At 69.5% G+C, this 22,976-nt stretch carries 18 protein-coding genes and 7 pseudogenes; 18 read left to right on the top strand and 7 right to left on the bottom strand.

All coding sequences use genetic code 11. The features are described from left to right. Positions 1-777: 777 nt before the first annotated feature. Positions 778-5,061, top strand: coding sequence for a ricin-type beta-trefoil lectin domain protein (locus ACIQ5Y_RS00885; RefSeq protein ID WP_403873480.1), 4,284 nt, complete (start codon positions 778-780; stop codon positions 5,059-5,061). A 338-nt stretch (positions 5,062-5,399) separates the two neighbouring features. Here the strand turns inward: ACIQ5Y_RS00885 and ACIQ5Y_RS00890 are convergent, their stop codons facing one another. Beyond that, positions 5,400-5,522 (bottom strand): DUF6233 domain-containing protein, encoded by a 123-nt coding sequence (locus ACIQ5Y_RS00890; protein ID WP_403873483.1) that lies wholly within the window; start codon positions 5,520-5,522, stop codon positions 5,400-5,402. Positions 5,523-5,536: 14 nt separating this feature from the next. On the opposite strand from ACIQ5Y_RS00890, the gene ACIQ5Y_RS00895 reads away from it, so the two are divergent. Beyond that, complete coding sequence (locus ACIQ5Y_RS00895; RefSeq protein ID WP_403873486.1) at positions 5,537-5,806, top strand: ATP-binding protein; 270 nt, start codon at positions 5,537-5,539, stop codon at positions 5,804-5,806. Between the two features lie 16 nt (positions 5,807-5,822). Here ACIQ5Y_RS00895 and ACIQ5Y_RS00900 read toward each other — a convergent pair whose 3' ends face one another. After that, a complete protein-coding gene (locus ACIQ5Y_RS00900) occupies positions 5,823-6,428 on the bottom strand; it encodes a hypothetical protein (RefSeq protein WP_403873489.1) in 606 nt (201 codons plus the stop codon). An 874-nt stretch (positions 6,429-7,302) separates the two neighbouring features. Here ACIQ5Y_RS00900 and ACIQ5Y_RS00905 point away from each other — a divergent pair. Beyond that, positions 7,303-7,500, top strand: a pseudogene (locus tag ACIQ5Y_RS00905) (transposase); the annotation flags it as partial. Between the two features lie 84 nt (positions 7,501-7,584). Here the strand turns inward: ACIQ5Y_RS00905 and ACIQ5Y_RS00910 are convergent. Further along, positions 7,585-7,953: a hypothetical protein gene (locus tag ACIQ5Y_RS00910; protein ID WP_403873492.1), complete on the bottom strand. Its 369-nt coding sequence runs from the start codon at positions 7,951-7,953 to the stop codon at positions 7,585-7,587. A gap of 48 nt (positions 7,954-8,001) precedes the next feature. Next, positions 8,002-8,106: pseudogene (locus ACIQ5Y_RS00915) on the bottom strand (IS5/IS1182 family transposase); the annotation flags it as partial. On the opposite strand from ACIQ5Y_RS00915, the pseudogene ACIQ5Y_RS00920 reads away from it, so the two are divergent. The 3 genes and pseudogenes from ACIQ5Y_RS00920 to ACIQ5Y_RS00930 all read left to right on the top strand — a co-directional run. Continuing rightward, positions 8,106-8,649 (top strand): annotated as a pseudogene (locus ACIQ5Y_RS00920) (transposase); the annotation flags it as partial. The pseudogenes ACIQ5Y_RS00915 and ACIQ5Y_RS00920 sit on opposite strands and share 1 nt — an antisense overlap. A 233-nt stretch (positions 8,650-8,882) precedes the next feature. Further along, on the top strand, positions 8,883-9,557 hold the full coding sequence (locus tag ACIQ5Y_RS00925) for a hypothetical protein (protein ID WP_403873495.1): 675 nt from the start codon (positions 8,883-8,885) through the stop codon (positions 9,555-9,557). A gap of 211 nt (positions 9,558-9,768) precedes the next feature. Further along, positions 9,769-11,024: pseudogene (locus ACIQ5Y_RS00930) on the top strand (transposase); the annotation flags it as partial. 94 nt (positions 11,025-11,118) lie between these two features. Here ACIQ5Y_RS00930 and ACIQ5Y_RS00935 read toward each other — a convergent pair. Beyond that, the gene (locus tag ACIQ5Y_RS00935; protein ID WP_403873497.1) at positions 11,119-11,427 is read right to left on the bottom strand and encodes a hypothetical protein; all 309 of its coding nucleotides are present in this window, start codon (positions 11,425-11,427) and stop codon (positions 11,119-11,121) included. A 19-nt stretch (positions 11,428-11,446) separates the two neighbouring features. On the opposite strand from ACIQ5Y_RS00935, the gene ACIQ5Y_RS00940 reads away from it, so the two are divergent. Continuing rightward, positions 11,447-12,055 (top strand): transposase, encoded by a 609-nt coding sequence (locus ACIQ5Y_RS00940; RefSeq protein ID WP_403873500.1) that lies wholly within the window; start codon positions 11,447-11,449, stop codon positions 12,053-12,055. Positions 12,056-12,066: 11 nt separating this feature from the next. Here the strand turns inward: ACIQ5Y_RS00940 and ACIQ5Y_RS00945 are convergent. Continuing rightward, positions 12,067-12,507 (bottom strand): annotated as a pseudogene (locus ACIQ5Y_RS00945) (GNAT family N-acetyltransferase); the annotation flags it as partial. Between the two features lie 289 nt (positions 12,508-12,796). Between ACIQ5Y_RS00945 and ACIQ5Y_RS00950 the strand changes: the two are divergent. Beyond that, positions 12,797-13,229 (top strand): annotated as a pseudogene (locus ACIQ5Y_RS00950) (transposase); the annotation flags it as partial. Between the two features lie 8 nt (positions 13,230-13,237). Here the strand turns inward: ACIQ5Y_RS00950 and ACIQ5Y_RS00955 are convergent. Continuing rightward, positions 13,238-13,555 carry a hypothetical protein gene (locus tag ACIQ5Y_RS00955; RefSeq protein WP_403873503.1) on the bottom strand — a complete coding sequence of 106 codons (318 nt, stop codon included), beginning with the start codon at positions 13,553-13,555 and terminating at the stop codon, positions 13,238-13,240. Between the two features lie 690 nt (positions 13,556-14,245). Between ACIQ5Y_RS00955 and ACIQ5Y_RS00960 the strand changes: the two genes are divergently transcribed. The 10 genes and pseudogenes from ACIQ5Y_RS00960 to ACIQ5Y_RS01005 all read left to right on the top strand — a co-directional run bounded on the left by ACIQ5Y_RS00960 (position 14,246) and on the right by ACIQ5Y_RS01005 (position 22,947). After that, on the top strand, positions 14,246-16,273 hold the full coding sequence (locus tag ACIQ5Y_RS00960; protein WP_403873506.1) for an ABC transporter ATP-binding protein: 2,028 nt from the start codon (positions 14,246-14,248) through the stop codon (positions 16,271-16,273). Further along, positions 16,270-17,556, top strand: coding sequence for a methyltransferase domain-containing protein (locus ACIQ5Y_RS00965; protein ID WP_403873508.1), 1,287 nt, complete (start codon positions 16,270-16,272; stop codon positions 17,554-17,556). Before ACIQ5Y_RS00960 ends, ACIQ5Y_RS00965 begins: the two co-directional genes overlap by 4 nt. Then, positions 17,553-17,984 (top strand): GFA family protein, encoded by a 432-nt coding sequence (locus tag ACIQ5Y_RS00970; protein ID WP_403873511.1) that lies wholly within the window; start codon positions 17,553-17,555, stop codon positions 17,982-17,984. The genes ACIQ5Y_RS00965 and ACIQ5Y_RS00970 overlap by 4 nt, the downstream gene beginning before the upstream one ends. 32 nt (positions 17,985-18,016) lie before the next feature. After that, positions 18,017-18,577 carry a methyltransferase gene (locus ACIQ5Y_RS00975; RefSeq protein WP_403873514.1) on the top strand — a complete coding sequence of 187 codons (561 nt, stop codon included), beginning with the start codon at positions 18,017-18,019 and terminating at the stop codon, positions 18,575-18,577. Beyond that, positions 18,574-19,956 (top strand): NUDIX domain-containing protein, encoded by a 1,383-nt coding sequence (locus ACIQ5Y_RS00980; protein WP_403873517.1) that lies wholly within the window; start codon positions 18,574-18,576, stop codon positions 19,954-19,956. Before ACIQ5Y_RS00975 ends, ACIQ5Y_RS00980 begins: the two co-directional genes overlap by 4 nt. Before the next feature lie 289 nt (positions 19,957-20,245). Then, positions 20,246-20,473: a GNAT family N-acetyltransferase gene (locus tag ACIQ5Y_RS00985; protein ID WP_403873520.1), complete on the top strand. Its 228-nt coding sequence runs from the start codon at positions 20,246-20,248 to the stop codon at positions 20,471-20,473. 65 nt (positions 20,474-20,538) lie between these two features. Next, positions 20,539-20,802 (top strand): annotated as a pseudogene (locus ACIQ5Y_RS00990) (NUDIX domain-containing protein); the annotation flags it as partial. Positions 20,803-20,968: 166 nt separating this feature from the next. Beyond that, positions 20,969-21,694, top strand: a complete 726-nt coding sequence (locus ACIQ5Y_RS00995) for a M15 family metallopeptidase (RefSeq protein WP_403873522.1) — start codon at positions 20,969-20,971, stop codon at positions 21,692-21,694. After that, complete coding sequence (locus ACIQ5Y_RS01000; RefSeq protein ID WP_403874492.1) at positions 21,622-22,161, top strand: hypothetical protein; 540 nt, start codon at positions 21,622-21,624, stop codon at positions 22,159-22,161. The genes ACIQ5Y_RS00995 and ACIQ5Y_RS01000 overlap by 73 nt, the downstream gene beginning before the upstream one ends. A gap of 21 nt (positions 22,162-22,182) precedes the next feature. Then, on the top strand, positions 22,183-22,947 hold the full coding sequence (locus ACIQ5Y_RS01005) for a PIG-L deacetylase family protein (RefSeq protein ID WP_403873525.1): 765 nt from the start codon (positions 22,183-22,185) through the stop codon (positions 22,945-22,947). The last annotated feature ends 29 nt before the right edge of the window (positions 22,948-22,976 follow it).

Here is a 22,976-nt window from a genome sequence, read left to right on the forward strand (position 1 = left end):
CAGCGTGCTTTCGCCCGTGGAGGCCGGACCTGTACCCGGGCCGCCAGACGGCCGGTTTGCGCCCTTCCCTGGCGCAATCCAGACGGGAAGCGATCCGGCCTTGACCGAGCCGGTGCTGTCGGCGGCCTGCGCGGTCGCTCCGCCTCCGAGTGTCACCGTGGCCACACCGGATGGGGCTGCGGCACTCGAATCCGGTTTCCACTTCTGACCGGTCGGTGTCGGCTTGGTCGAGGGCTTCGCGTCCGAGCCCTTCACAGGCTTGGAGTCGGGCAGCGGGGTGTTGGGCGGAACCCACACCTTCGGCGGCTTCTGGACGGCCTCGACCACCGGTAAGCCCAGTCCCGAGAAGAGAACTGCGAACACGGAGACAGCCGCAACCCGCATCCGCGCCCTGCGTGAGCGCACGAAGAAGCCACTTCGACGAGACATCCGGATCCCCCCCACAGGACACAGAAAGGCGACCTCGCCGAACCGGCAGGCCCCAAGTCGAACGCACCCTACGGAGCCCCTCTACAAAAAGTCAGAGGATTCTCAGATTCCTCTCACGTGACTCAGATCACTCAGGGGACGCGTCGGATGGTTGACACTCAAACCGGACAGTTCGATCTTACAAACTGTTGACAAATTGCATGCGTGAAGGGAACCGTGCGCCTGACTTCTGTCCGCGCACAGTTCACAGCGAGGACCTCCACCTTGAGGCAGTCACTCTTTCCTTCACGGACCCCGAGACCGCGGACCGTCGGACGGCGGCGCGGCTCCGGCATGTTGATGCTCCCCGTGACCGGTATCGCGGCGCTGGCCCTGGGAACGGGCCTGCTCGCAGCCCCGCCCGCCGCCGCTGCCGGCGACCGTGGCCACGGTCCTGCGGATTCGGCGTGGCCAAGACCGGCCAGACCGCCTCTCAGCGAGCAGGAACAGGCCATCCGCAACGCTCAGCAGCAGGCGAAGGCCGGCGAGAAGCCCGTGTTGGTCGACCACCTGACGACCGAGAGTTCCCGCACCTTCGCCAACCCCAGTGGCACGCTCACCACGGAGACGGCTCCGGCCATCGAGCGGGTCAAGGGCACGGACGGGCGCTGGCAGCCGGTGGACACCACACTGCGCGCAAATTCCGACGGCACCGTGACGCCCAACGCCGTCCCGTCCAAGCTGACCCTTTCCGGCGGCGGTACCGGACCGATGGTCACGATGACCACCACCGACGGGAAGAAACTGGCCATCACGGCTCCCTTCCCGCTCCCCAAACCCACGCTCGACGGAGCCGCCGCCCTGTACAAGTCCGTCCTGCCGGACGTGGACCTCGAGCTGAGCACCAACACCCTCGGCGGCTGGCGCCAGGTGCTGATCGTGCGTACGTCCCGGGCAGCCGCGAACCCGGCCCTGCGAAAGCTGCGCCTCGGCGTCGAAGCCGAAGGGCTGAACGTCACCAGCGACACTACGGGGAACATCAAGATCACCGACGGTACGGGCAAACAGCGCTTCTCCGGTCCCCCGTCGACCATGTGGGATTCAGCCACCACATCACCTGCGGCCCCGGCCAAATCCGCCGGAACGAACAGTGCTCAGGCTGACCCCTTGGAAGGGCAGCCTGAGACGTCCGGCTCCGCCACGTCCTCCCCCGCCGGACCGGGCGCGGGCGCGGGCGTCGCACCTGTGACTGTCACCGCGAACGGGCAGAGCATCGAGATCGTCCCGGACCCGACCCTCCTCGGCCAGGGAACGGGCCCCTGGTACATCGACCCGGGCATCAACCCATCGGCCGACAACGGCACCCAGGCCTGGTCGCAGGTCCAGGAGGCCTACCTCGACACCAACGAGTACAACGGCACCACGGACGGTCAGAACACGCCTGCGGCCGGCTACTGCGGCTACGCCTCGACCTGCACCAGGCAGGGGCGGGAGCGCGCCTACTTCCAGGTCGGAATCAACTCGGTCATCCACGGCGCGGAAGTCCTCGACGCCCGGCTGTACGCGACCGTCGTCTCCTCCTCCAGCCCGAGCACGCCCTCACCCATGGGGCTGTACTGGACGGGCCCGATCGGCAACCCGACCACGTGGAGGAACCAGCCCTGCGGATCCGGTTCCGTCATGGGCGGCTGCGCGAAGATCGGCGGCATCAACATCTCGGGCACAGGTGAGGTCCAGTACGACGTCACCACACAGATGAAGTACGCCGCCAGGGACCGGTGGTCCAACTTCACCTTCGGACTCGCTCCGGACAACGAGTACGAAAAGACCTACCGGCAGCGGTTCGGCAACAGCCCCCACATCGCCGTCACGTACGACATCACCCCCACCATCTGGTGGCCCCGCACCCGCCCCACCCCCGGATTCGCCGACACCGCCTCCTACTCCGACTGCCGCACCCCCGGAACCGCGAACCCCTGGGACAACCCTGGCTGGGTCGGAGCCAACAACGACGTCACCCTGACAACGTCCACCTGGTCACCGACCGGCCGGCAACTGATGACCACGTTCGAGTACTGGGACGACGACAACGGCCAGAACGCGCAGGTGCCGACCCCGTGGAACGGCAGCTACGGTGACGCCTTCGTCGACATCGGGGCGTTGACCGACGGTCACCAGTACCACTGGCAGGCCAGCACGACCGATGACACGCTCACCAGCGGCACCACCGAGATGTGCTACTTCCGCGTCGACCGCACCCCGCCCACCTCGGCCGTAACCTCCACCGACTTCCCCGCCTCCGGCACGATCGGGGCCCACCCCAAGCTCGCCGGTCAGGAGGGCACCTTCACCCTCACCGGCACCGACCCGGTCCCCGCCGGCACCGACCCCAACGCCATGACCGGCCGCCGTACCTCCGGCCTGGCCTGCGCCCGCTGGACCACCGACCCGGTCAAGGCGGCCGCCACCGGATGGAAGTGCACCGACACCGACAGCGCCATCACCAAGCTGACCGACGGCAAGGCCACCGTCAAGATCACACCGCCTCGCTGGGGCACCAACTTCGTGTATCTCCAGACGCAGGACAACGCGGGCAACATGTCCCAGCCCGCCGTCTACAGCTACTACGCGCCCTCGGATCCGAACAGCACCGCACCGGTCTTCGGTGACCTCACCGGGGACAGGAAGGCAGACGTCCTCCTCCCCGACACGTCCGGCGCCCTGCGCGTGATCGGTGGTGGCTCCGACCCGGCCGCAGCGCCCAACGCCGGCAACACCTCGGCGCCCGGCACCAACGGCTGGAACGGCATCCAAACCACTCACCACGGCAGCCTCGGGTACAAGACCGTCGACGACCTCTATGCCCATGCCCCCGGGGCCCCGGACCTCCGGCTGTACCTCAACAACGGCACCACCGGCCGCTTCGACAGCCGGGACCCGATCCCCGTGACCAAACCGTCCGAGTGCGTCACACCCGCCTACACCCCTCTGGTTTGCGCCGACCACGGCTACAGCGGCTCCGACTGGTCCAAGGTCACCCAGATCGCGGCCTTCGGCTCGCACACGGGCGACACCGTCACCAAGCCGAACTCCCTGCCCCGCACCACCCTGCTGTTCATCGAGAACGGGCGGCTGTGGCTCGGGATCGCGGGAGAACCGGACCAGCTCGACTTCCAGGCCATCCTGCTCTCCGGGAACGACACCAAATGGAGCGGCTACGACCTGATCACCCCCGGCCGCGCCCAGGGAACCAACTTCCCCACCCTCTGGGCCCGGTCCAAGTCGGACGGCACCCTGCACGCCTTCACCGTCAAGGGAACCGCCGACGCCCCCGATCTCACCGGCTTCACCAACCCGGCCGCGGGCCTGATCTCCGGCAAGATCGACCCCAAGACCTACCCCCGGGTCGGATCGGACGGCGACCTCAACGGCGACGCCATCCCCGACCTGTGGGCAGTCGACACCGCCCAGCAACTGGTCTCCTTCGACGGCGTCGGCACCGCGCCGAACGGCACCACCGTCCCGCACCCCACCGTCACCGGCATCAACCCGGCCGCGGTCTCGCTGGGGAACCTCAACAGCCCCACCGCCCAGTGGAAGCTCACGGGCAAGAACGCGAGCGGCCTGACCGAGGACGCCGTGGCCAACAAGAACCCCGGCACACCGGCCGGCATCACCTGGACCACCGGATCGGTGGGCGGGGTCAGCACGACCTACCCGGCCTTCAGCGGGACCTCGTCGACCATCACCACCGGCAAGCCCGCCGTCGACACCCGCAAGAGCTTCACCCTCACCACCTGGGCCAAGGTCGACGGCCCCAGCGGCCTGGTCGCCAGCCAGGACGGCAACAGGAGCAGCGCCTTCACCCTCTACGCCGACCCCACCGGCCAGGCATGGCGGTTCGCCCTCGCCAGGGGTGACACCGACGGCTGGGACTACGACTGGACCGACCAGGGGGTCAATGACGCCGCCCGCTTCGTCCGCGGTGCCTGGACACGGCTGTCCGTCGCCTACAGCGCCGAAACCGGCCTGATGCGGCTCTACGTCAACGGCATCCTCGCCGGCACCGGCCACCACCAGGCCTCCACCAGCCCCGCCCCCACCGGACCGCTCGTCATGGGCCGCTACAAGTCCAACGGACAGCCCGACCCCTTCGGCCCGGGCCTCACCGGCAACGTCAGCAACTTCGCCGTCTACCCGTACGCCGCCTCCATCACCGCCCCCGGTGCCAACGGCCCCATCAACCTGACCGAAGCCCCCGGCAACTGTGTCGACAACGCCGGCGGAAGCACCCAGGACGGCAACAAGATCCAGATCTGGGGCTGCAACGGCACTCCCGCCCAGCAGTTCGAGGTCCGTAACGACGGAACCATCCGCGTCCAGGGCAAGTGCATCAACGCGGCAGGCGCCGGAGTCGACAACAGAACCCTCATCGAACTCCGCACCTGCGACAGCAGCGCACCAAGCCAACGCTTCCTTCCCCGAGCCAACGGCGCCGTCTACAACCCGGTCTCAGGCCGCTGCCTGGATCTCAATGCGTTCAACACCACACCCGAAACCCAGCTCTGGCTCTACGACTGCAACGCGTTGCCCGCCCAGCGCTGGACGATCCCCACTCTCGGCACCGCGCCCTTGCCCGTACCCATCACCTAGCACGGAGCCCTGCTGCATGGCTGTCTCCCCTCCACCCGGGGAGTCGGCCATGTGCGAGTGCCCTGCCCGGACAGCTGTCCTGGCAGGGCACTCGTGCAGCCGGGGGTCAGTCGACGTCAGCCTCGGTCATCCGACGGGTGGCCGAATCCGACCGATCGGGAGCCCGTCAAGACTCAGTCCGTGAAGCCGCACCTGCAAGCCTGCCGCCCGTGACGGTGGCCGTGCCAAGCTCCCCATAGGCAGCCATTCATCGCCCCACTGATGGCCATGAAGTTTCCCCGCCGTCCCCTTCCAGCTCAGACCCACCGGTCCGTGATCGCACCCGAGGCGCCCGATGCTCAGGCATCCAGGAGGCCGAGGGCGGAGTCAGCGCGGCAGATTCCGCAGGCGCGCGCCGGGGTGTTCTGCAGGGTTTCGACGGCCTGGGCGCGGGTGGCGGGCCGCGAGCGCCCGGAGGCCATGCGCAGTCGCCAGTGTGCACGAGCTCGGGCCGGTGCTGGGCGTTGATGCCGTACTCGACAAGAAGGGCGCCAAGCTCCCGTCCCAGATTTTCACTGAGCGTGAGGAATGCAAGGCGACCGCGGCCGCCACGAACTCCCCGTTCGCCGAGTGGGACAAGACGTTCGACGCCCCGTGCCTCTGCGCGGCCATCGCCGACCGGATCACCTTCCGCTGCACGTTCATCCAGACCGGCACCGAGTCCTACCGCTTCCGCATCACCGAGGCGGAACGGCGTGCTACCTGACAGCCGCCCGGGTCAGTCAATCCCGGTTGGAGAGGGGAGTACGCAGTTCCACGCGAAGCCGGATGGACGTGTCGATGGGCAGTCCCAGGGAGGCGAACCGCAGGTCCTTCGAGTACTTCGCGACGAGGTCGAGATCCCGCAGCTGCCGCTGGAGCTCGGCAACGGTTGCCTCGTCGAGGTCGGGTATGTCCTCTTCCAGCTCGGCCAGGTACTCAAGGTGCTCATCCACAGCGTCCACGGCCCGGCGGCCGGCCCACACTGCGAAGTCCTTGCACTCGAACAGGTAGGCGTGCGCGGCATAGAGCGTCGCGGCTGCCGCGTGCTCGTCCGCATCGTCGGGGCCATCCTGGCCGTCGTTGTGGCAGTAGTCGCTGAGCATGTACTCGGCCACACCCCGCTTCACGGCCGTGAAAGCGGTCGAGTCCCCGAGGACGGCCTCCCACACGGAGTTCAGCAGGGGCCGCAGGCTCATCGTGAACGACGCCCGTTCCTCTTCGGGCAGGGCTTCATGCCGGCGCATGAGCCGTTCGGCGGCGCCGGCAGCGAATACTCCACGCTCGCTTGACGACATGGCCGCCAGGCGCTCCTCCACCGCCGCCGCCAAGTCTTGCCACGTGTCCATCAAGCCACCCCGGAGTCGAGACATCGGCGGCTCACGCACGCCCCCGGGATCATCGCACCCACAGCTGACGACCCATGAACCGGTAGCCGAGCCGGGCCGGCGCCAAGAGGCAAAAGAGAGAGCCCGTCCAAACCCGCGCTTGTCAGGGACACGGAGCGGCAGGGCTCAGACGTACAAAGGACTCGCGGGGTCGCCCGCGCCCGCCTCGCCCAGGCGCCCCGAGTGGTACCGCGATCTGCGAGCCGGCCGAGTTCGCGCCCGACAGCCATCGTCTGCCCGGGTCTCCCGGGGCCCTGGGCGGTGGTTGAGCCGGCCTTCCTCCGGTTCCGGTCAAGTCGACGGCAAACGGTTGCTGCGTGCATCGATTCGATAGGTTCACCCCGACCACCTAAATGATCTTGCTGTTGCAGGGGGAACCTTGAACTTACGGGGAAGACTGCTCGCCGCCGTCTCGGCGGTGGCTTCGGCCGTGAAACGGCGTCGGCCAAAAGGCGTTGCCACAGTGCCTGGCCGCCGATCCGGACGCCTGTCTGGACTCGGTCCCCGGTCTGTCCCCATGCGTACGGACGGCCAAGGTCTGCAATGCCGCCGCGCTCCAGAGCGCGCCCCGCTCCGCAACGCGCACGGACAGCACACCGAGCGCGGTGGCCGACATCGGCACCCGCGCCGCCGAGTCCTTCGGGGTTGCCCGGAACACCTTGCACGTGACCAAGGGAAGCCGGGCCCCGGGTGCCGCAGCCGACGGGTCCGGTGCTGGTCGGTGAGGGGCGTGAACGGCGACGGAATGGCGGGGGCGGCCCTTCAGGCAGTCCGGGGTGACGGCCGTCCCAGCGGGCGAGGAGCCACAGCGCGGCCTGCGGGGCGGCGGGCCGGTGCCCCGGCGCGGGTCCGCCGAGGGTTCAGAAACCTCCGCCCGGCCTTGCCCTGCCCGGCCCGTGCGCCGAAACCACCACGCCCGGGCCCTGGCAGGCCGCTCGGCTCGAAGAACCAGTGGTCGGCCACCCGCTACGACGTCGGTAGAACCGTCCGGCGCCCCGAGAGCAGCATCGAACGGGACCGGATCAGACCGTAAAGAACAAGCTCAGCACCTGCGTCTGAGCCGCTCATGGCAACTGATCAGTGAGGACATGGTTCGCTGAGCGGAAGCCCCCCGCGGCTACTTGGGGTCTTCGCTGTCCCAGGGGTAGACGAACTGGTGCGGAGTGAGTTGCCACTCGGTTAGTGCGTCCACCAGTTCAGACTCATCGGTTGCCTCCGCGGAGGCGACGAGCACTGCCCCGATGTCGTAGTCGAAGCCGTCGATGCGCTCGCCGTCGTACTCCCAGTGCTCAAACCGGAAGGCGCGGTCCGTGTCGTTGTGGACCCAACCTTGCTCGCGTGCCTCGGAATCACGCGGGGTCTGTCTGGGAGTGATGTCCACGAATGCCCGGCGGTCCGTCCGTGTTGCCGGGACCTCCGCCACCAGTCTCCTCCCGAGACGGAGTGCGGTCAGCTTGTCTGTGGGCCACTTCGAGGCGTCGTTCACGAGGCCCTATCCTCGCTTGTCCTCGCGTCGGGCCTTGGACATTTTCTTCTGGACGATCCTGCGGGTCATGAGGGTGATGGCGACCCGTGTGATCAGGGCTTCGGAGTGCTGGACGAGCCGCTCGGAGTCGCGGGCGTGGCGGCGGGCGTGCACAGATCCGTGACCAGCTCCGCAAACGCGTCCGCCGGGACATGAGCCGATCACCCGGAGCGGTCGCCACCATCATCGACTCACAGTTTGTGAAGACCGCCGAGACCGTCGGCAAGGCTCACGCGGCTACGACGCGGCGAAGAGGATCAACTGCCGCACGCGCCACCTGGTCGTGGATACCAAAGGTCTGCCGCTGTTCGTGATGGTCACCCCGGCCGACATCACCGACCGCGACGCGGCGAAGGAAGTCCCGTTCCGGCTCCGTCTGATGCACCCGGAGATCACGATCGTCGGGGCCGATTCTGCCTACGCTGGACGGCTTGTGACCTGGGCAAGGAAGTACCTGAACCTCACGGTCAAAACGGTGAGCCGGCCCAAGGACGCGAAGGGTTCGTCGTCCTGCCCCGCCGCTGGGTGGTCGAGAGGTCGATCGCCTGGGTCATGCCCGCCCGCAGGCACGCCCGTGACTACGAACGGCTGGTCCAGCACTCCGAGTCACTCATCACCTGGGCCGCGATCACGCTGATGACCCGGCGAATCACCCGCCGCACCTCCCGCCGGACGTGCCGGCCCGCCTCCCGCGAACACACACGAGACTGACTGCGGTCACCACCGTGACCGCCAACCACACTCTTCGACTCACACACTTCACACGGAGCTGCACAGCCTGTCGGCATCTCACCCGCACACCACCGCAACGGATGATGCAAACCGCTGTTGGCCGGGTCGCGACACTGGAAGGATCGTTTCGACACGATGGGGAAACGGGGGGAGCGGACATGCAGAAGAGATCTGAAAGAAGCGTTCGTGGAGCCGCGATTGCAGGGTTCGGATTGGCTGTACTGGCCGCCTGTAGTGCCAGCGCAGATGTGAAAACCAAGCCGACGCCGTCGACGACCGCTGCTTCCTCGCCGACGCCGTCACCAGTGGCTTCCAAGTCCCGCGCGCAGGAAGAGGCTGCGGCCATCGAGGAAGCGCGCTCCGTCGTGCTCTCGCAGGCAAATGTGCAGGGCAAGGACGCGCCTGACGAACAGCGCCTCGCCGTGGCCGCGGTGCAGGGCAAAGCAGTTGCCCTGACCTGGCTGACGAAAGACGGACGCTTCTGCCACGCCACGATCGGCGGCTTCTCGGAGATAGCGTGCGACTCCCGTCCCGAGCGGCCGCCGGTGAGTGAGACGCCAAAGCTCGTCCGCTACGAGGGCGACCCCTGGCTAGGCTGGATCGAGTACTTCGCGGCCGACCACGAGAAGGCCCTCTCCGCCACTTGCAACGGCGCACCGCTCGCCCTGCGAGAGCTCCAGACCACCGGAGGCGGCAAACGCACCCTCTACAGCGTGGCCTTCACCGAACGCCGTAAGGGCTCCATCACAGTCACCATCCAGCGCGGCACCGAAACAACCACCGAACAACTCCCAGTGGACGGCCTGTACGCCGAAGGACCCGACTGTACCTAGGTCCTTGGGCCGCCCTTGGCTAATCGCCGCAACCCGCATCAGACCTGGCCGGCTGCCATGAGCAGCTCAGAAACAGGTGCGAAGCTTGACGTTGCAACACCAGGCGTCGAACGAGAGTCGAACTTGGTCGGCTTTTTCCAGTTCATCGGACGTGTGAGGGGATGCGGCTCGATCCTGTGCTCAGCGACAACGCAGCACGGAGGCCTGGCTCGTGGGACTGGTCGAGCAGGGTGCTCAACGAGACGCTCTGGCGGTGGTGGCGGAGCTTCGGTCGGAACTGTACGCGTGCCTGGATTCTCGTAGCGACGCGTTGTTCGCGCTGTGCGGCGCGCTGTTGTGCACCGAGGGTCCAGTTCGCATCCTCGTAGACCTGGCGCTTGCCCCGGAACACCGGCGCGGCCACGGGGCCCTGTACACCGGGATCGACCGGGGCCGGATCGACGTTGCCAGGCTGCGGCGGGCGTTAGCTGGTGTGCCGCTGCCCCGGACCGCCGACGGTCGGCTGGTGCTGGCGGTGGACGATTCCCGTGCCTGCGCCCGACGCCGAAACCTCCTCGGAACGCTCCTTCCGCCACACCTTTGGCCGGGGTCTGGGCAAGCACCGGATGGTCCCCGGCTGCCCCTACTCGATCGTCGCTGCGCTGGAAACCGGGCGGACGTCGTGGACCGCGCTGCTGGACGCGATCCGGTTGGAGCCTGGCGCAGATGTCGCTGCGGTCACTGCCGGACAGGTCCGTGACGTCGTCGGACGCCTGGTGGACATCAGCCAGTGGCGGACGGTCGACCCGAACATCCTGGTCGTGCTGGACGCGGGCTACGACGCGCCCCGCGTTGCCTACAGCACGGCGGTGAGTTCGTCTTCGGCGACCCGGCCACGTGGGGCGAGGCCTCCGCGGTCACCGTGACCAACACCGACCGATACGGGGCGGCGACCGCGCCGGCGTGGGACCGGCTGCACCCCCGGCTGACGCGGCAAGCCGCGTGGGGTGACCACGAGGGTCCATTGCCGATCATCGAGGGCGCCGTGATCCGGTTGACGGTCGAGAAGGCGCCCAGCGGCGGGGTGAACAAGCCCGTCTGGCTGTGGTGGTCCGGCCCCGGCGCCACCAAGCAGGACATCGACCGGTGTTGGCAGTCCTTCCTGCGGCGCTTCGACCTGCAACACACCTTGCGCCTGCTCAGGCAGACCCTCGGCTGGACCCGACCGCGGCTGCGGGATTCCGGAGCGGCAGACCGCTGGACCTGGCTCGTCCTGGCCGCACACGCCCAGCTCCGCGCCTCGCCCGCGCCCTCGCGCGGAACCTCCGCAGGCCCTGGGAACCCCCATCGGAACCACACGGACTCACCCCGCCCGAGTCCGCCGGGGGTTCAGGAACCTGCACGCGAAGACCGGCACCCCGGCCCGTGCACCGAATCCCGCTCGACCGGGCCCGGGCGCTCCCGCCCGGTTCGAAGAATCGACGGCCTGCCACTTGCCAGTAGGAAGCCGCCGCAGACCACCACTGGGATTCGGCGGAGCAGCGACACGGCAGACAATCTCCTGCCAACGAGGTAGGAACGCTCAGTGTTGCTGCTGACGTTCGGTCCCGGTGTCGAAGAAGGCGTCGAGGTACGCGTTCGGCTCCAGCGGGCTGTCCCGGAGCAGCGAGAAGACCTCGGTGCCCGAACCCGGTGTGCCGCCCAGGTGGTAGGACTGGGCGAAACCCAGGAAGCCGAAGCCGTTGTCGGCCGCGTAAGTCTCGGCCTCCGCCTCGGCGAGGGCGATCGCTTCGTCAGCCGACGCGGCCTGCCAGAGCGTGATTCGCTCCTCGTAGCTCCTACCGTCCCGGGTCTTCCACTCGAACACGCACCGGACCCCGTACCAGTCCATGTCTCGCTCCCTTCGCGCCGTGCTGCTGGAGCATTCTCCGCCACTGTGCCACCGGCTGATCTCTCACCCTGCGGGCAAGGGCAAGCGCCGCAGAAGGGGCGAAAGCGACTTCATCGCACTGATCGACGGTATCCACCAACTCATCAAGGAGCGGCTCGTGTTGGTGTGGAACCGGCTCAACACCCACGTCTCGCGCAGGATGCGGGAGTTGGCAGCCGACCGTGACGGGCCGGCGGTGTTCCTGCTGCCTGCCTACTCGCCGGATCCGAACCCGGTCGAAGACGCTTGGGCGCACGTTAAACGCAGCCTGGCCAACCTCACAGTCATCGCCCTCTACCGTTTGGAGGCACTCGTCCGTAACCGGCTCAAACGCCTCCAGTACCAGTCCGAGATCCTTGACGGCTTCAGCTCCGGAACGGGCCTCACCCTCACCCTCTCCCCCGCTGACGGCCGAACTCATCACTTTCCGGCGGCGAGTGGCTCGATGGAGCCACGCCGACGGCCAAGGGCAGCTTCGATCGTCTTGCTGATGTTCGGCCACTCCGAATCGAGGATCGAGTACGTCGCGGTGTCGCGGATTGCACCGTCGTATCCGGCAGTCTCCGCGCGAAGCACCCCATCGAAGTGAGCGCCAAGGGCCGAGATGGCGGCACGTGAACGTTCGTTGCGCGCATCGGTGCGCAGGCGCACCCGGTGAACTGCCCATCGTTCGAATGCGACCCACAGCATCAGCAGTTTCGCTTCCCTGTTGACACCAGTGCGCTGGGCGTCCTGGGCGAGCCACGTACCGCCGATCTCAACCGCGTCCGGGATCGCTGCCGCCCGCCGTCGGTGCTTCTCCTGCCACCGCCAGTGCTCAAAGTTGCAGAATCTTGTCAATCCCACGACTCGTTCCGTGCGACGGTCGAAGGTCGCGAATGCCACGACGGAATTCGTCTCGCGCCCGGCGATCGTCCGCGCGACGTACTCACGTGCCTCCGCCTCGTCCGCAGGCACCCCGGTCAGAGCATAGCGATCCCGACCTTCTTGAGCGGCTGCTACCAGGCCAGGAACATGCTCCATGCTCAAGGGTTCCAGCACTACGAGCCGGCCCGTGAGGGGGCCACATCATAGAAGCCGTCCACAGATCCCCCCTCTTCTGCTGTCGGTCTGCTCCGTCAACGGCGTCATGATCAGCTCTCCGGCGTGGGAGCAGCAAGGCCCGTCCACCAGGCAGATGGGAGTAGCCGTCGGACGCGAATCGGGACCAATCCCCACGTCGCACACCATCACCCCGATACGCCGGGATCAGTATTTCGTCACCGTCCCGAGAGGTTGATCTCCGCCCTACCGAGTGCCAGACCCTTGCTTCTGATCAACGTACTGGAACAAGCCGGCATGGCTGTGGTGGTGGTCGGGCAACGGCGCCACGGAAACGGACATCGTCCGCTGCTCGCAGTCCTTCCTCCGCCGCTTCGACATCGAGCACACATTCCGCCTGTTCAAGCAGACCCTCGGCGGGACCAAGCCCCTACTCCGCAGCTCGGAAGCAGCCGATCGATGAACCTGGCTCGTCATCGCTGCCTACGCCCAGCTCCGACTCATCCGCCCGCGTCCGCAGAGCGTTCAGAAACCTGCACGCGAAGACCGGCACCCCGGCCGGTGCACCGAAACCATCGCGCCCCGGCCCAGGCAGGCCGCCAGGCTCGAAGAACCAGCGACCGGGCACCCGCCACGATGTCGGGCGGGTCCTCGCCACCGGCGAGGCGTTCAGCCGTCCTGTTCACCACAGGGTCGGCATGAAGCCGCGCCGAACTGGCTGAGGACAGGGTCAGGTGCGCAGCAGTGAGGCGTGGATGCGGGCGATGGCCCGTAGCACGTCGTCGCGGTTCTTGGCCTGCTGCATCCATGCGGGCAGGCGGGCCACCACGGTCATCTTCCGGCCGTGGTCGTGCCAGGGAATCCCTTCCCGCAGCGGTGCCTGCACGAATCGCCTGATCAAGTCCAGGTGTTCCAGGTTGTAGGCCCATACCCACCCGTGCCGGGTCTCGGTCTGCAGCCAGAGACGCACACCGAAGTACGGGTCTGTGGCCGGCGCATGCCGGTCCCGATGCAAGGTCACACCGCCGGGGCGCCAGTCCTTTGCCATCCCGCAGTTCCGACACACGAGGCGCCTCCGTGCGATGAGGCCCTGGTCGTGAACCCCAGAGGGATCCGGTGCCGTACCGACGTGTGCGGCCTGCCGCGAATTCGGCGAGGCCGCCGCTCTGGAAGCTGGTGCGACGCCGGATACCCTGCTTCGCACCCTGGAGAGAGCGCTTCAGCCGAGTGGCCTCGTAATCCGTGACAGCCTTTCGTCCTCTTGACCCAACTTCGGGTCGAAGCATCGCGATCGTCCACCTGGAAACAACGCCCCGGCGGTCCGGTCGATGAACCACGCATACCCGAGGCCGCTCTTGCCAAGGGTCCCTAGACCCCCGTCCCCGGTGACCGAGCTGGAGCGGGCAATCCCCCATAGGGGCTACAGGAACCTGTTCGAGCGAGTTTCAACGCCATCGCGTCAGGCCCACCAGGCCCACCAGAGCCGACCAGAACATGCGTTCACGATCCGCCCCCAATCCGGGCGTGACTGACCCGATCGGGAGCCGTTCTTAGAGCACCAGTACCAGCCGTGCACCCATCCGGAGGACTCCGTGAATTCTCTGCCGAAGCACCCAGACGCGCCCACCGCAATCGAACATCCTGGTTCCGCCCTCTGCTCGCGACCGACGCACCACTCCCGAGTTGACGCCCCCTCCGCCTGTTCCTGCGCCTCACGACCGGATACCGGGAGGGCCGCGTGACCAAGGACTCGACGACCGGACCCGGCGCCGCGGGGGTGTCGGATTCGGAGCGGCTCCTCTTCGGCGGTGAGCTGGCGTACGACCTCGGCTGGGACCAGCACGAGGGCGCCTGGCTGCGGCTCGGGCTGCTGACCATGGCACGGCGGCTCCCCCGCCTGGTGGGCACTGGCCTGCGGCTCGCCCACCTCGCAGACCCGCGCGCCCTGCGCGTGGTCCTGGCCTCCGAGGCCGGCCGTGGCGTCGCCCAGGCGGTCGGCCTGGTCGCCGTCAACAGCGTTCTCGGGCACGTCCTCGCGGCCGGGAGTACCAACCAGCGTCTCTCCCAGGCGGTGCCCGCGCTCGCTGTCGTGGCCGTCACGGCGTTCCTCGGATCGCTGCTGCGCTCGGCCTCGACGGCGGCGACCGGGGCCCTGGAGCCGAAGGTGCAGCGCGTGGCGACGGAGCAGTACCTGGGGCTGGTGCACCGTACGGAGTTGTCCGCGATCGAGGACGACGAGTTCCACCGGCTCCTGGACGCGGCCCGGTACGGCGCGGACTCGGCCCGGCGCATGATCCGCTACTGCACCAACACCCTCAACGCCGCAGTGTCGTTGACCGCCGCCGCCGGAGTGCTGACCGTCCTGCACCCGGTGCTGCTGCCGCTGCTCGTGCTCATGACCCTGCCGAGTGCGTGGAGCTCACTGATGATCTCCCGCCAGCGGTACATCTCCTTCCACGCCTTCGTCCAGCACGCCCGCGCCGGGCACCTGCTCGGCCAGCTGCTGACCCAGAAGGAGGCCGCGGCCGAAGTACGCGTCCATGGCGTCGGTCCCTTCCTCCTCGGACACTTCCGGACCATGGCCGAGACCAGCGAACGCGAACAGACCCGGCTGGCCCGCAGGGCCGCCCGGATCGGACTCGTCGCCGACGGCGCCGGCGGGGTCGCCACCCTCCTCACCTACGGCGCTCTGGGTGCCCTGCTGTGGGGCGGGGCCATGGACCTGGCGGTCGCGGGTACGGCCGTCCTGGCCATCCGCACCGGGGCCGCCAGCCTGGACACGCTGGTGCTCCAGGTCACCGAACTGCACCAGGAATCACTGTTCGTCGCCGACTTCGAGCGGCTGTGCCGGGAGGCGGAGACCCGGGCCATCCCCACGGGCGGGGAGCCGCTGCCCGAGCGGCTGCGGGAGGTCCGGTTCGAGAAGGTCACGTTCACGTACCCCGGCAGCGGAAGCGGCATCGCCGAACCGGAGCCCACGCTGCACGAGGTGAGTCTGACGTTCCCGACCGGGAAGATCATCGCACTGGTGGGCGAGAACGGCTCCGGCAAGTCCACCCTGGTCAAGCTGCTGGCCGGCCTGTACCTGCCGGACGAGGGCGGCGGCACGATCCGGTGGGACGAGGTCGACGCCCGCACCGCCGACCGCGACCAGGTCTTCGGCCGCGTCGCCCTGATGTCCCAGGACTTCTACCAGTGGCCCTTCACCTTCCGCGTGAACGTCGGCATCGGACAGCCCGGCACGTCCATCGACGACCACGCCGTCGAGGAGGCCGCCGCGTTCTCGGGCGCCGACCGGGTCCTCGACGACCTGCCGCGCGGCCTCGGCACCCTCCTGGCCCGCGGCTACCGCGGCGGCCACCAGATCTCCGGCGGCCAGTGGCAACGGATCGGCATCGCCCGCGCCAAGTACCGGCAGGCCGAGATCCTCATCGTGGACGAACCCACCAGCGCCCTGGACGCCGTGGCCGAGCAGCGGGTCTTCGACCAGATCCGCGCCCTGGCCGCGACCACCGGGCAGACGATCGTGCTCATCACCCACCGCCTGCACTCGGTGCGCCACGCGGACCTCATCCACGTCCTGAAGGACGGCCGGGTCGCGGAATCGGGCACCTTCGCCGAGTTGATGGACGAGGCGACGGGCACGGGAGACTTCCGCGAGGCGTACCTCGTCCAGGCCGCGGCCTTCGACGCCACGATCCCCACCCAGCCCGCCGGCGACCACGACGGCACCCACGACGGCGCCCAGGCGCGGGACCGCGCGTGACCGCCGCGGTGGTGGCCCGACCCGTACTCGGGCCGGGGTTCGGGCTGTACCTGAGCGGCGAGGCGTCCGGGCTGCTGGGGACATCGGTGCACCTGGTTGCCCTGCCCGCCCTCGCCGTGCTGGAACTGGACGCGACGGCCGGACAGGCCGCGCTCCTGGCCTCCCTGGCCTCCCTGGCCCACCTGCCCACCTTCCTCCTCGCCCTGCCGGCCGGAGCCATTGTCGACCGGCACGGGAAGCGGGCCCTGCTGTACGGCGGGGAGAGCGTGCTGATCCAGCACGATGGCGAGCCGATTCTGGGCCGGGTGGCGGGCCCGCGGTCGGGCGGGGCGATGACGGCGATGTCCAGCACCGTCGGCATGACCGTCGCCCGCCTCCAGCACCTCGACCTGCGTTCGGGCCAGCGGGTCCTGGACGTCGGGACCGGCGCTGGGGTGACCGCGGCCGTGGCGTGCCTGATCGCCGGGGATGCCGGGGTGGTCACCGTGGACCGGGACGAGCACGTCACCGCCGCCGCCCGCGAGCGGCTCGCTCTGCTCGATCACCGGCCGACGGTCGTGACGGGGGACGGCCAGGACGGCTGGCTCCCGGGGGCCGACTACGACCGGATCTTCGTGTCGTACGCCGTGACCCGGGTGCCGGAGGCCTGGCCGCAGCAGCCGGCTGCCGGCGGGCTGGCTCTGGCGAGCCTGTCGACGTCCTCGCCGTCCTGGCCGGGTCTGGCCGTCATCACCAAGGACGCCACCGGACGGACGCGGGCCCGCCTGGAGGCGGTGAAGCTGGGGACCCGTGCCGGCCACGGCTGGAAGCAGATCTTCCTCAACGCCCGCTTCCGGGAAAGGATCGACGCCGCGGACGGCGGCAGCACCCGTGCCACCCGCACCGGTCCGCCGTCGGATGAGTCACGGGGGATGTGGCTGGCCTTGGACCACCTGTACCCCGGCCTCGTGCGGAACTGGGCCGCCGACCACCTGGTCATCGGTGCGCCCGACTGCGGCTCCTGGGTCGCCGCCCGCCCGGACGACACGGGGACCTGGTCGGTGACGGTCTGCGGGCCCCGCGACATCTGGGCGGAGGTCCAGGACACCGCCACCCGCTGGCAGGCGGCGGGATCCCCGTCCTCCTACCGGCTGCACCTCGAATCGGACGGAACCCAGTGGGCCGGCGCCGGCACCGGGCCGACCGCATTGTCCTGGCCGCTGCCTGCCGCCCCGGAGCCGGCGACAACCGTCCCGTCGCAAGCTCACGCCCCCGCCCCATCCCCGAAGGAGACCACCCCGTGACCCCGCCCGCCCCCGCTGTCACCACGCCCCGATCCGGGGCCTGCCGGTGCGGCCAGATCCAGTTCACCGTCGCCGGGCAGCCCGACTACCCCCACACCTGCAGTTGCCCGGACTGCCAGAGGCTGTCTGGGGCACCGATGATGTCGTGGGTCTCCTTCCCTCTCGACGGTCTGGCGTGGAGCAGCGGAGAACCGTCGTGGCACTACACGTGGCCGGACTCCAAGCGCGGCTTCTGCCCGAACTGCGGCAGCCAGGTCTGCGCCCTCGATGACGGAGCCACGAGCATCGCGGTCACCCTGCCCGCGCTGGGGAACCCGCCCGACCTGGTCCCGGTCAACCAGAGCTTTCGCGAGAACGCCGTGCCCTGGCTGCCCCAGGTCCCCGACACCCGCGCCCGCGCCCGCGCCCGCGCCCGCGCCCGCAGCTGAACGCCACGCCCGTACCGCGAGATCGGAGAGCAGTGTCCCTGTTCGACTCGGTGGAATACCACTACGCACGCCACCGCCCCCGGCTGCCCGACCAGGCAGTCCAGCTCCTGGCCCACGAACTGGAGGGAGATGAGGCGCCCACGCTGCTGGACCTCGGCGCCGGTACCGGACAGGTCGCCCTGTCCATGCTCCCCGCACTGCCTCCCACGGCTCACCTGGACCTCGTGGACCAGGACCCGGGCATGCTCCGCACCGCGCTCGACGAACTCCAACTCCACCTCGGCGAAGACCGGCGCGCCGGCACCACCAGCACCTACCGCGAGCCCGACCGCCGCTACGAAGACGACCTGATCGACTCCGCGTTCAGCGACATCACCGAGCACCGCGTGCCCTTCACCCGCGCCTGGACGGCCCGCACCGTCCTGGGCTACCTCCGGTCCACCAGCTTCGCCGGGCCCGACCTCTTCACCGACCACACCGCATTCGAGGAACAGGCCCATGCTCTCCTCCTCCACCACGCCCAGGACGAAGTCCTGCGCGAAGACGGCGTCTTCACGGTGCTCCTCGCCCGCCGCCCCGAGGTGTCGCGATGAGCGGCGGGGCCCGGCACACCGTGCCGGTTGACGTCCACCTCATCCTGCGCCGCAAAGGCGAAGGCGGCCCGGAGGTGCTCCTGTCCCGGCGGGCGGGGCCCGTGTACGCGACGGGCCTGTGGCATCTCCCTTCCGGGCACCTGGAGCCCGGCGAGGACATGGTCGCGGCTGTGATCCGGGAGGCGCGTGAGGAGACGGGCGTGCTCATCGCGACGCGGGACGTGACCGTGGCGGTCACCGTCCACCACCACCCGCCGACGGGAACCCGGTCGCGGCTCGGGGTGTTCTTCGAAGTCCGGCAGTGGAGCGGTGAGCCCCAGGTCATGGAGCCGGACCGCTGCGACGGCATGGACTGGTACCCGCTGGATGTCCTGCCCGCGCCGATGGTGGCGTACTGCCGGACCGGGCTCGACACCTACCGCGCGGGCCTGCCCGGCGCCGTGCACTTCCAGCAGCCGGGCGACACCGTCGAACACAACCCGGACGGGCCCGACCGCACCCTCCTCCTGCCCGGCCCGGCAACCGGTGCCGTCGACCTGCCGCACCGGCTGCGCGTGTTCGCCGAAATGGCGGTCGGCCGGATCACGGAGGCGACGGATGTGTCCTGGGTGCGCTCCGGCAGCCGGGTGTGGCGGCTCACCGGGGCCGGCGGCGGCACCTGGTACCTCAAGCGGCACCGCGGGCGGAAGTTCCACGACCGGGAAGTCGCCGCCTACCAGTCGTGGGTGCCGGCACTGGGACACAGGGCCCCCCGCCTCGTCGCGGCCGACCCCACGACGCAGGCAATTGTCGTCACCACACTTGGCGGCCATCTCCTGCACGGCATGGCCCTCGCCATGGCCGACGAAGCACGGGTCCAGCGTGATCTGGGCCGTCTCCTCCGCGTCCTCCACGGCAGCGCTCCCGAGCAGCCCGCCGAGTCCGCGACGGCCGCCGACATGATCAAGCGCCATCTGGAAGGCGCCCGCCCGTACCTGGCCGAAGGCGACGAGGACCTGGTCCTCTCCCTTGCCGCGGCCTACGCAGGCCTTCCGAAGCCGGTGCTCGTGCCCACCCACGGGGACCTCCAGTACCGCAACGTCCTCCTCGGCGACGACGGCCAGGTACTGCTCTTCGACTTCGAGCGGTCCGAGTACGCAACGGTGACGCGGGACCTGGTGCGCCTCAGCGACACATGGACCGGCCGGCCGGACCTGCGCGCCGCGTTCCTCGACGGCTACGGCCGCCTCCTCACGCCCGTCGAGGAGCTGAGGCTGGACTGCGAGGCGGCGTTCGACGCCGTCTCCGGTATCGCCTACGGCACCAGCCACGACGACCCGGAGGTGACCGAGCGCGGCCACCGCACCCTGCGCCGCCTCCACGCCGCTCACCGCCCGTAGCCCGAGGGCCTGCCCGCCCTTTCGAGAAAGGAAGTTCCGTGTCCGGACCCTGCCTCGCCACTCCCGAGGATGCCTTGGTGATCGCCCGCCCGCGGTCGGAGAACATCCTCGGTGAACCCCTCGACGCAACCTGGCCGTCCACGTGCGCCGACCAGCTCGCGTTACGCCTCCAGGACGGCGGCGACGCCCGCGCGTACGTCATCGACGCGCCCGACGGTGGCCTGGCCACCTGCGCCCTCGGCTTGGTCCACGCGGTCCTGCCGGCCCCAAATACCCCAAGGGGCCGGCCGTGCGGATCCACGCGGTGGCCACCGACCCCGCCCACCGGCGCCGCTGCCACGCCCGGGCCGCACTCGCCGACCTCCTGGGCCACCTGGAGCGCGACGGAGTCACCCTCTACGAGCTCTACGCCAGCGCCGGATCCGCCCCGCTGTATCAGGGACTCGGCTTCGCGGCCGACCCCGCACTCATGCGCATGACCCGCTTCCCCGGCGCTGCCGAGGGGAGCGCGTCGTGAGCGGGAAGTGGCTCCCGCCGGAGGAGTTCGCCGCAACCCCGCCCAAGGCCACGGTCTTCGCAGCGGTGTTCTTCACCGACGAGGACGACCGGCCTGTCCAGCTGCGCGCCACCTACGCCGGCGCCCACCCCTGGCAGTGGCCCGGCGACGTCGCCGAGACCGGCGAGCGGCCCTGGGAGACCGCCGTGCGCGAATGCCGGGAAGAGACCGGACTCCACGTGCCGGGACCCCCGAAGCTGCCGGCCACGGTGTTCGGGCTGCCGGGCAAGGACTGGCCTCTGGCCACGGTCGGGTTCGTCTTCGACGATGGCCGGCTCACCCCCGGTCAGCTGGCCGGGATCGTGCCGGACCCGGACGGGCACGACCAAGTCCGCGCCCTGACCGTGCCCGAGTGGCAGAAGCTGATGCCGGGAGGCGACCACACGCGGCTCGAGGCCGTGATGGCCGCCGCGGGGGGATCCCGGCGTACTTCGACATCTTGGACTGGGAGTCCTGATGAACATCGTCTTGATGTCCGACCCTCGTGTCGCCGCGATCCCGGTCGCGGACAACGGCGAGCCCCTCGCCGACGTCCGCGCCGGCGGCCGACTCCTCCTCGACGGCCGCCGGTCCGATCCCGCGTACGCCTTCGCCCACCTGCGCTCCGGAGGCCTGGACCGGCTGCTGCACGCCCGGTCGCGGCTGCCCGATGGCCTACGCCTCCTCATCGTCGAGGGGTTCCGGCCACCCGCGCTGCAACAGCGGTACTTCGAGGAGTACGCGACCGAGCTGCGCACCGCCAACCCCAGCCGGCCAGTGGAGGAGCTGCGGGTGCGATCGAGCCGGTACGTGTCTCCACCGGAGATCGCCCCGCACAGCGCCGGCGCCGCCGTCGACCTGACCCTTGTCGATGCGGACGGCACCGAGCTGGACATGGGCACCCGGGTCAACGCCGGCCCGGAGGAGAGCGCGGGTGCTTGCTACACGCTCGCCGACGGCCTCTCCCATCGGGCCCGGCTGTACCGCGCGGCCCTGAGCCGCGCCCTCACGGCCGCAGGGCTCGTCAACTACGGCACGGAGTGGTGGCACTGGTCCTTCGGCGACCGCTACTGGGCCCTGATGACCGGCCGGCCAACCGCCCTCTACGGGCCCGCGCTCTGCCCGGCTCGGTGGTGGCAGACCCGGAGGAGATCGGTGACCTGCTGCGCCGTACCCTGCGCGGCCACGTCCTCGTGCCCATGACCGTCCTGAACGCCACCTACGCAGCCGAAATCTTCGATGCTCTGGACACAGGGTCCGGTCTCGACCAGCTCGTGCTCCACGTCGATCCGGACACGCTCGGGACCCGCATCGCGGCAAGCGAAGAACGCCCGGGCGACGAGACCCGCAGCGAGTCCGTGCGCGCCGACCGGCGGCGCCGTGCCCCGGACTACACGACGGCGGGCGAGACCTGCATGTACGCGCCGGCCAGGTCATCGAGACCAGCACGCAAACCGCGGACGAGTTCCTGCAAGCCGCCCTCGATCACCGGCCACGGCGACCTCCACTGGGGCAACCTCACCCCCGCTCCCCAGGTGATCCTCGACTGGGAGGACTGGATCCTCCGGGTCACAGGCCGCGGAAGCCAACCCGAACTCGCCCCGCACCTCGCCCGCCTCGCCCAATACCCCACCGGCACGCCCGTACCCGCACCCACACCCATCGCCTGATCCCCGACCCTGGAGGCCACCGTGCCGCTGCCCAGCCTGCTCGGCGTCTTCGCCCACCCCGACGACGAAGCGCTCGTCGCCGGCGGAGTCCTCGCCCAGCACGCCGACTCCGGAGCCCGAACGTCCGTCGTCACGGCCACCTGGGCCCCTGGAAGCCACCGTGCCGCCGAACTCGCCGACGCCACCGCCGCGCTGGGCGCCGGTGTACCCCGCATGCTGGGGTACGCCGACCATCGCATCCCTCACTCCGCCCCAGGGCGCCGCCGCTTCTGCGACGCACCGCTCGACGAGGTGATCGAGGCGCTTGTGGGGCACATCAGGCAGTTCCGGCCCGACATCGTGGTCACCCACGATGCCTACGGCCAGCTCACCGGCCACCCCGACCACCGCCACACCCACCGCACCACCACCCTGGCTTTCACCGCCGCCGGGCTGGAACACCTCTACCCCGACGCCGGGCAGCCCTGGCAGCCTGCGGCCCTGTACGCGGCCACCCACCCTCACTCCGCCCTCGGCGACCTGGGCCCCGCCCTCACGAGCGTGGGCAAGTCGCTCCTGAGCGTCCCTGACGACATGATCACCGCGACCGTTGACGTACAGCCGTGGCTCTCCGCGAAATGGGCCGCGATCCTCGCCCACCGCAGCGAGGTCGCCAAGGAACGCTCCCTCCCAGCGCTGCTGTCCCGCCTCCCAGAGGAGACCCGGAACAGGATCATCGGCACGGAGCACTTCACCCGCCTCTACACCTCAGCAGCGGTCCGCGGGTTCACACAGCTGAATGCCTAGGGCACTCCAGGCCAGAGCGGGGGCGCCGG

The sequence above is a fragment of the Streptomyces sp. NPDC096339 genome (genome assembly GCF_044762985.1).
Taxonomy (GTDB): Bacteria; Actinomycetota; Actinomycetes; order Streptomycetales; family Streptomycetaceae; genus Streptomyces.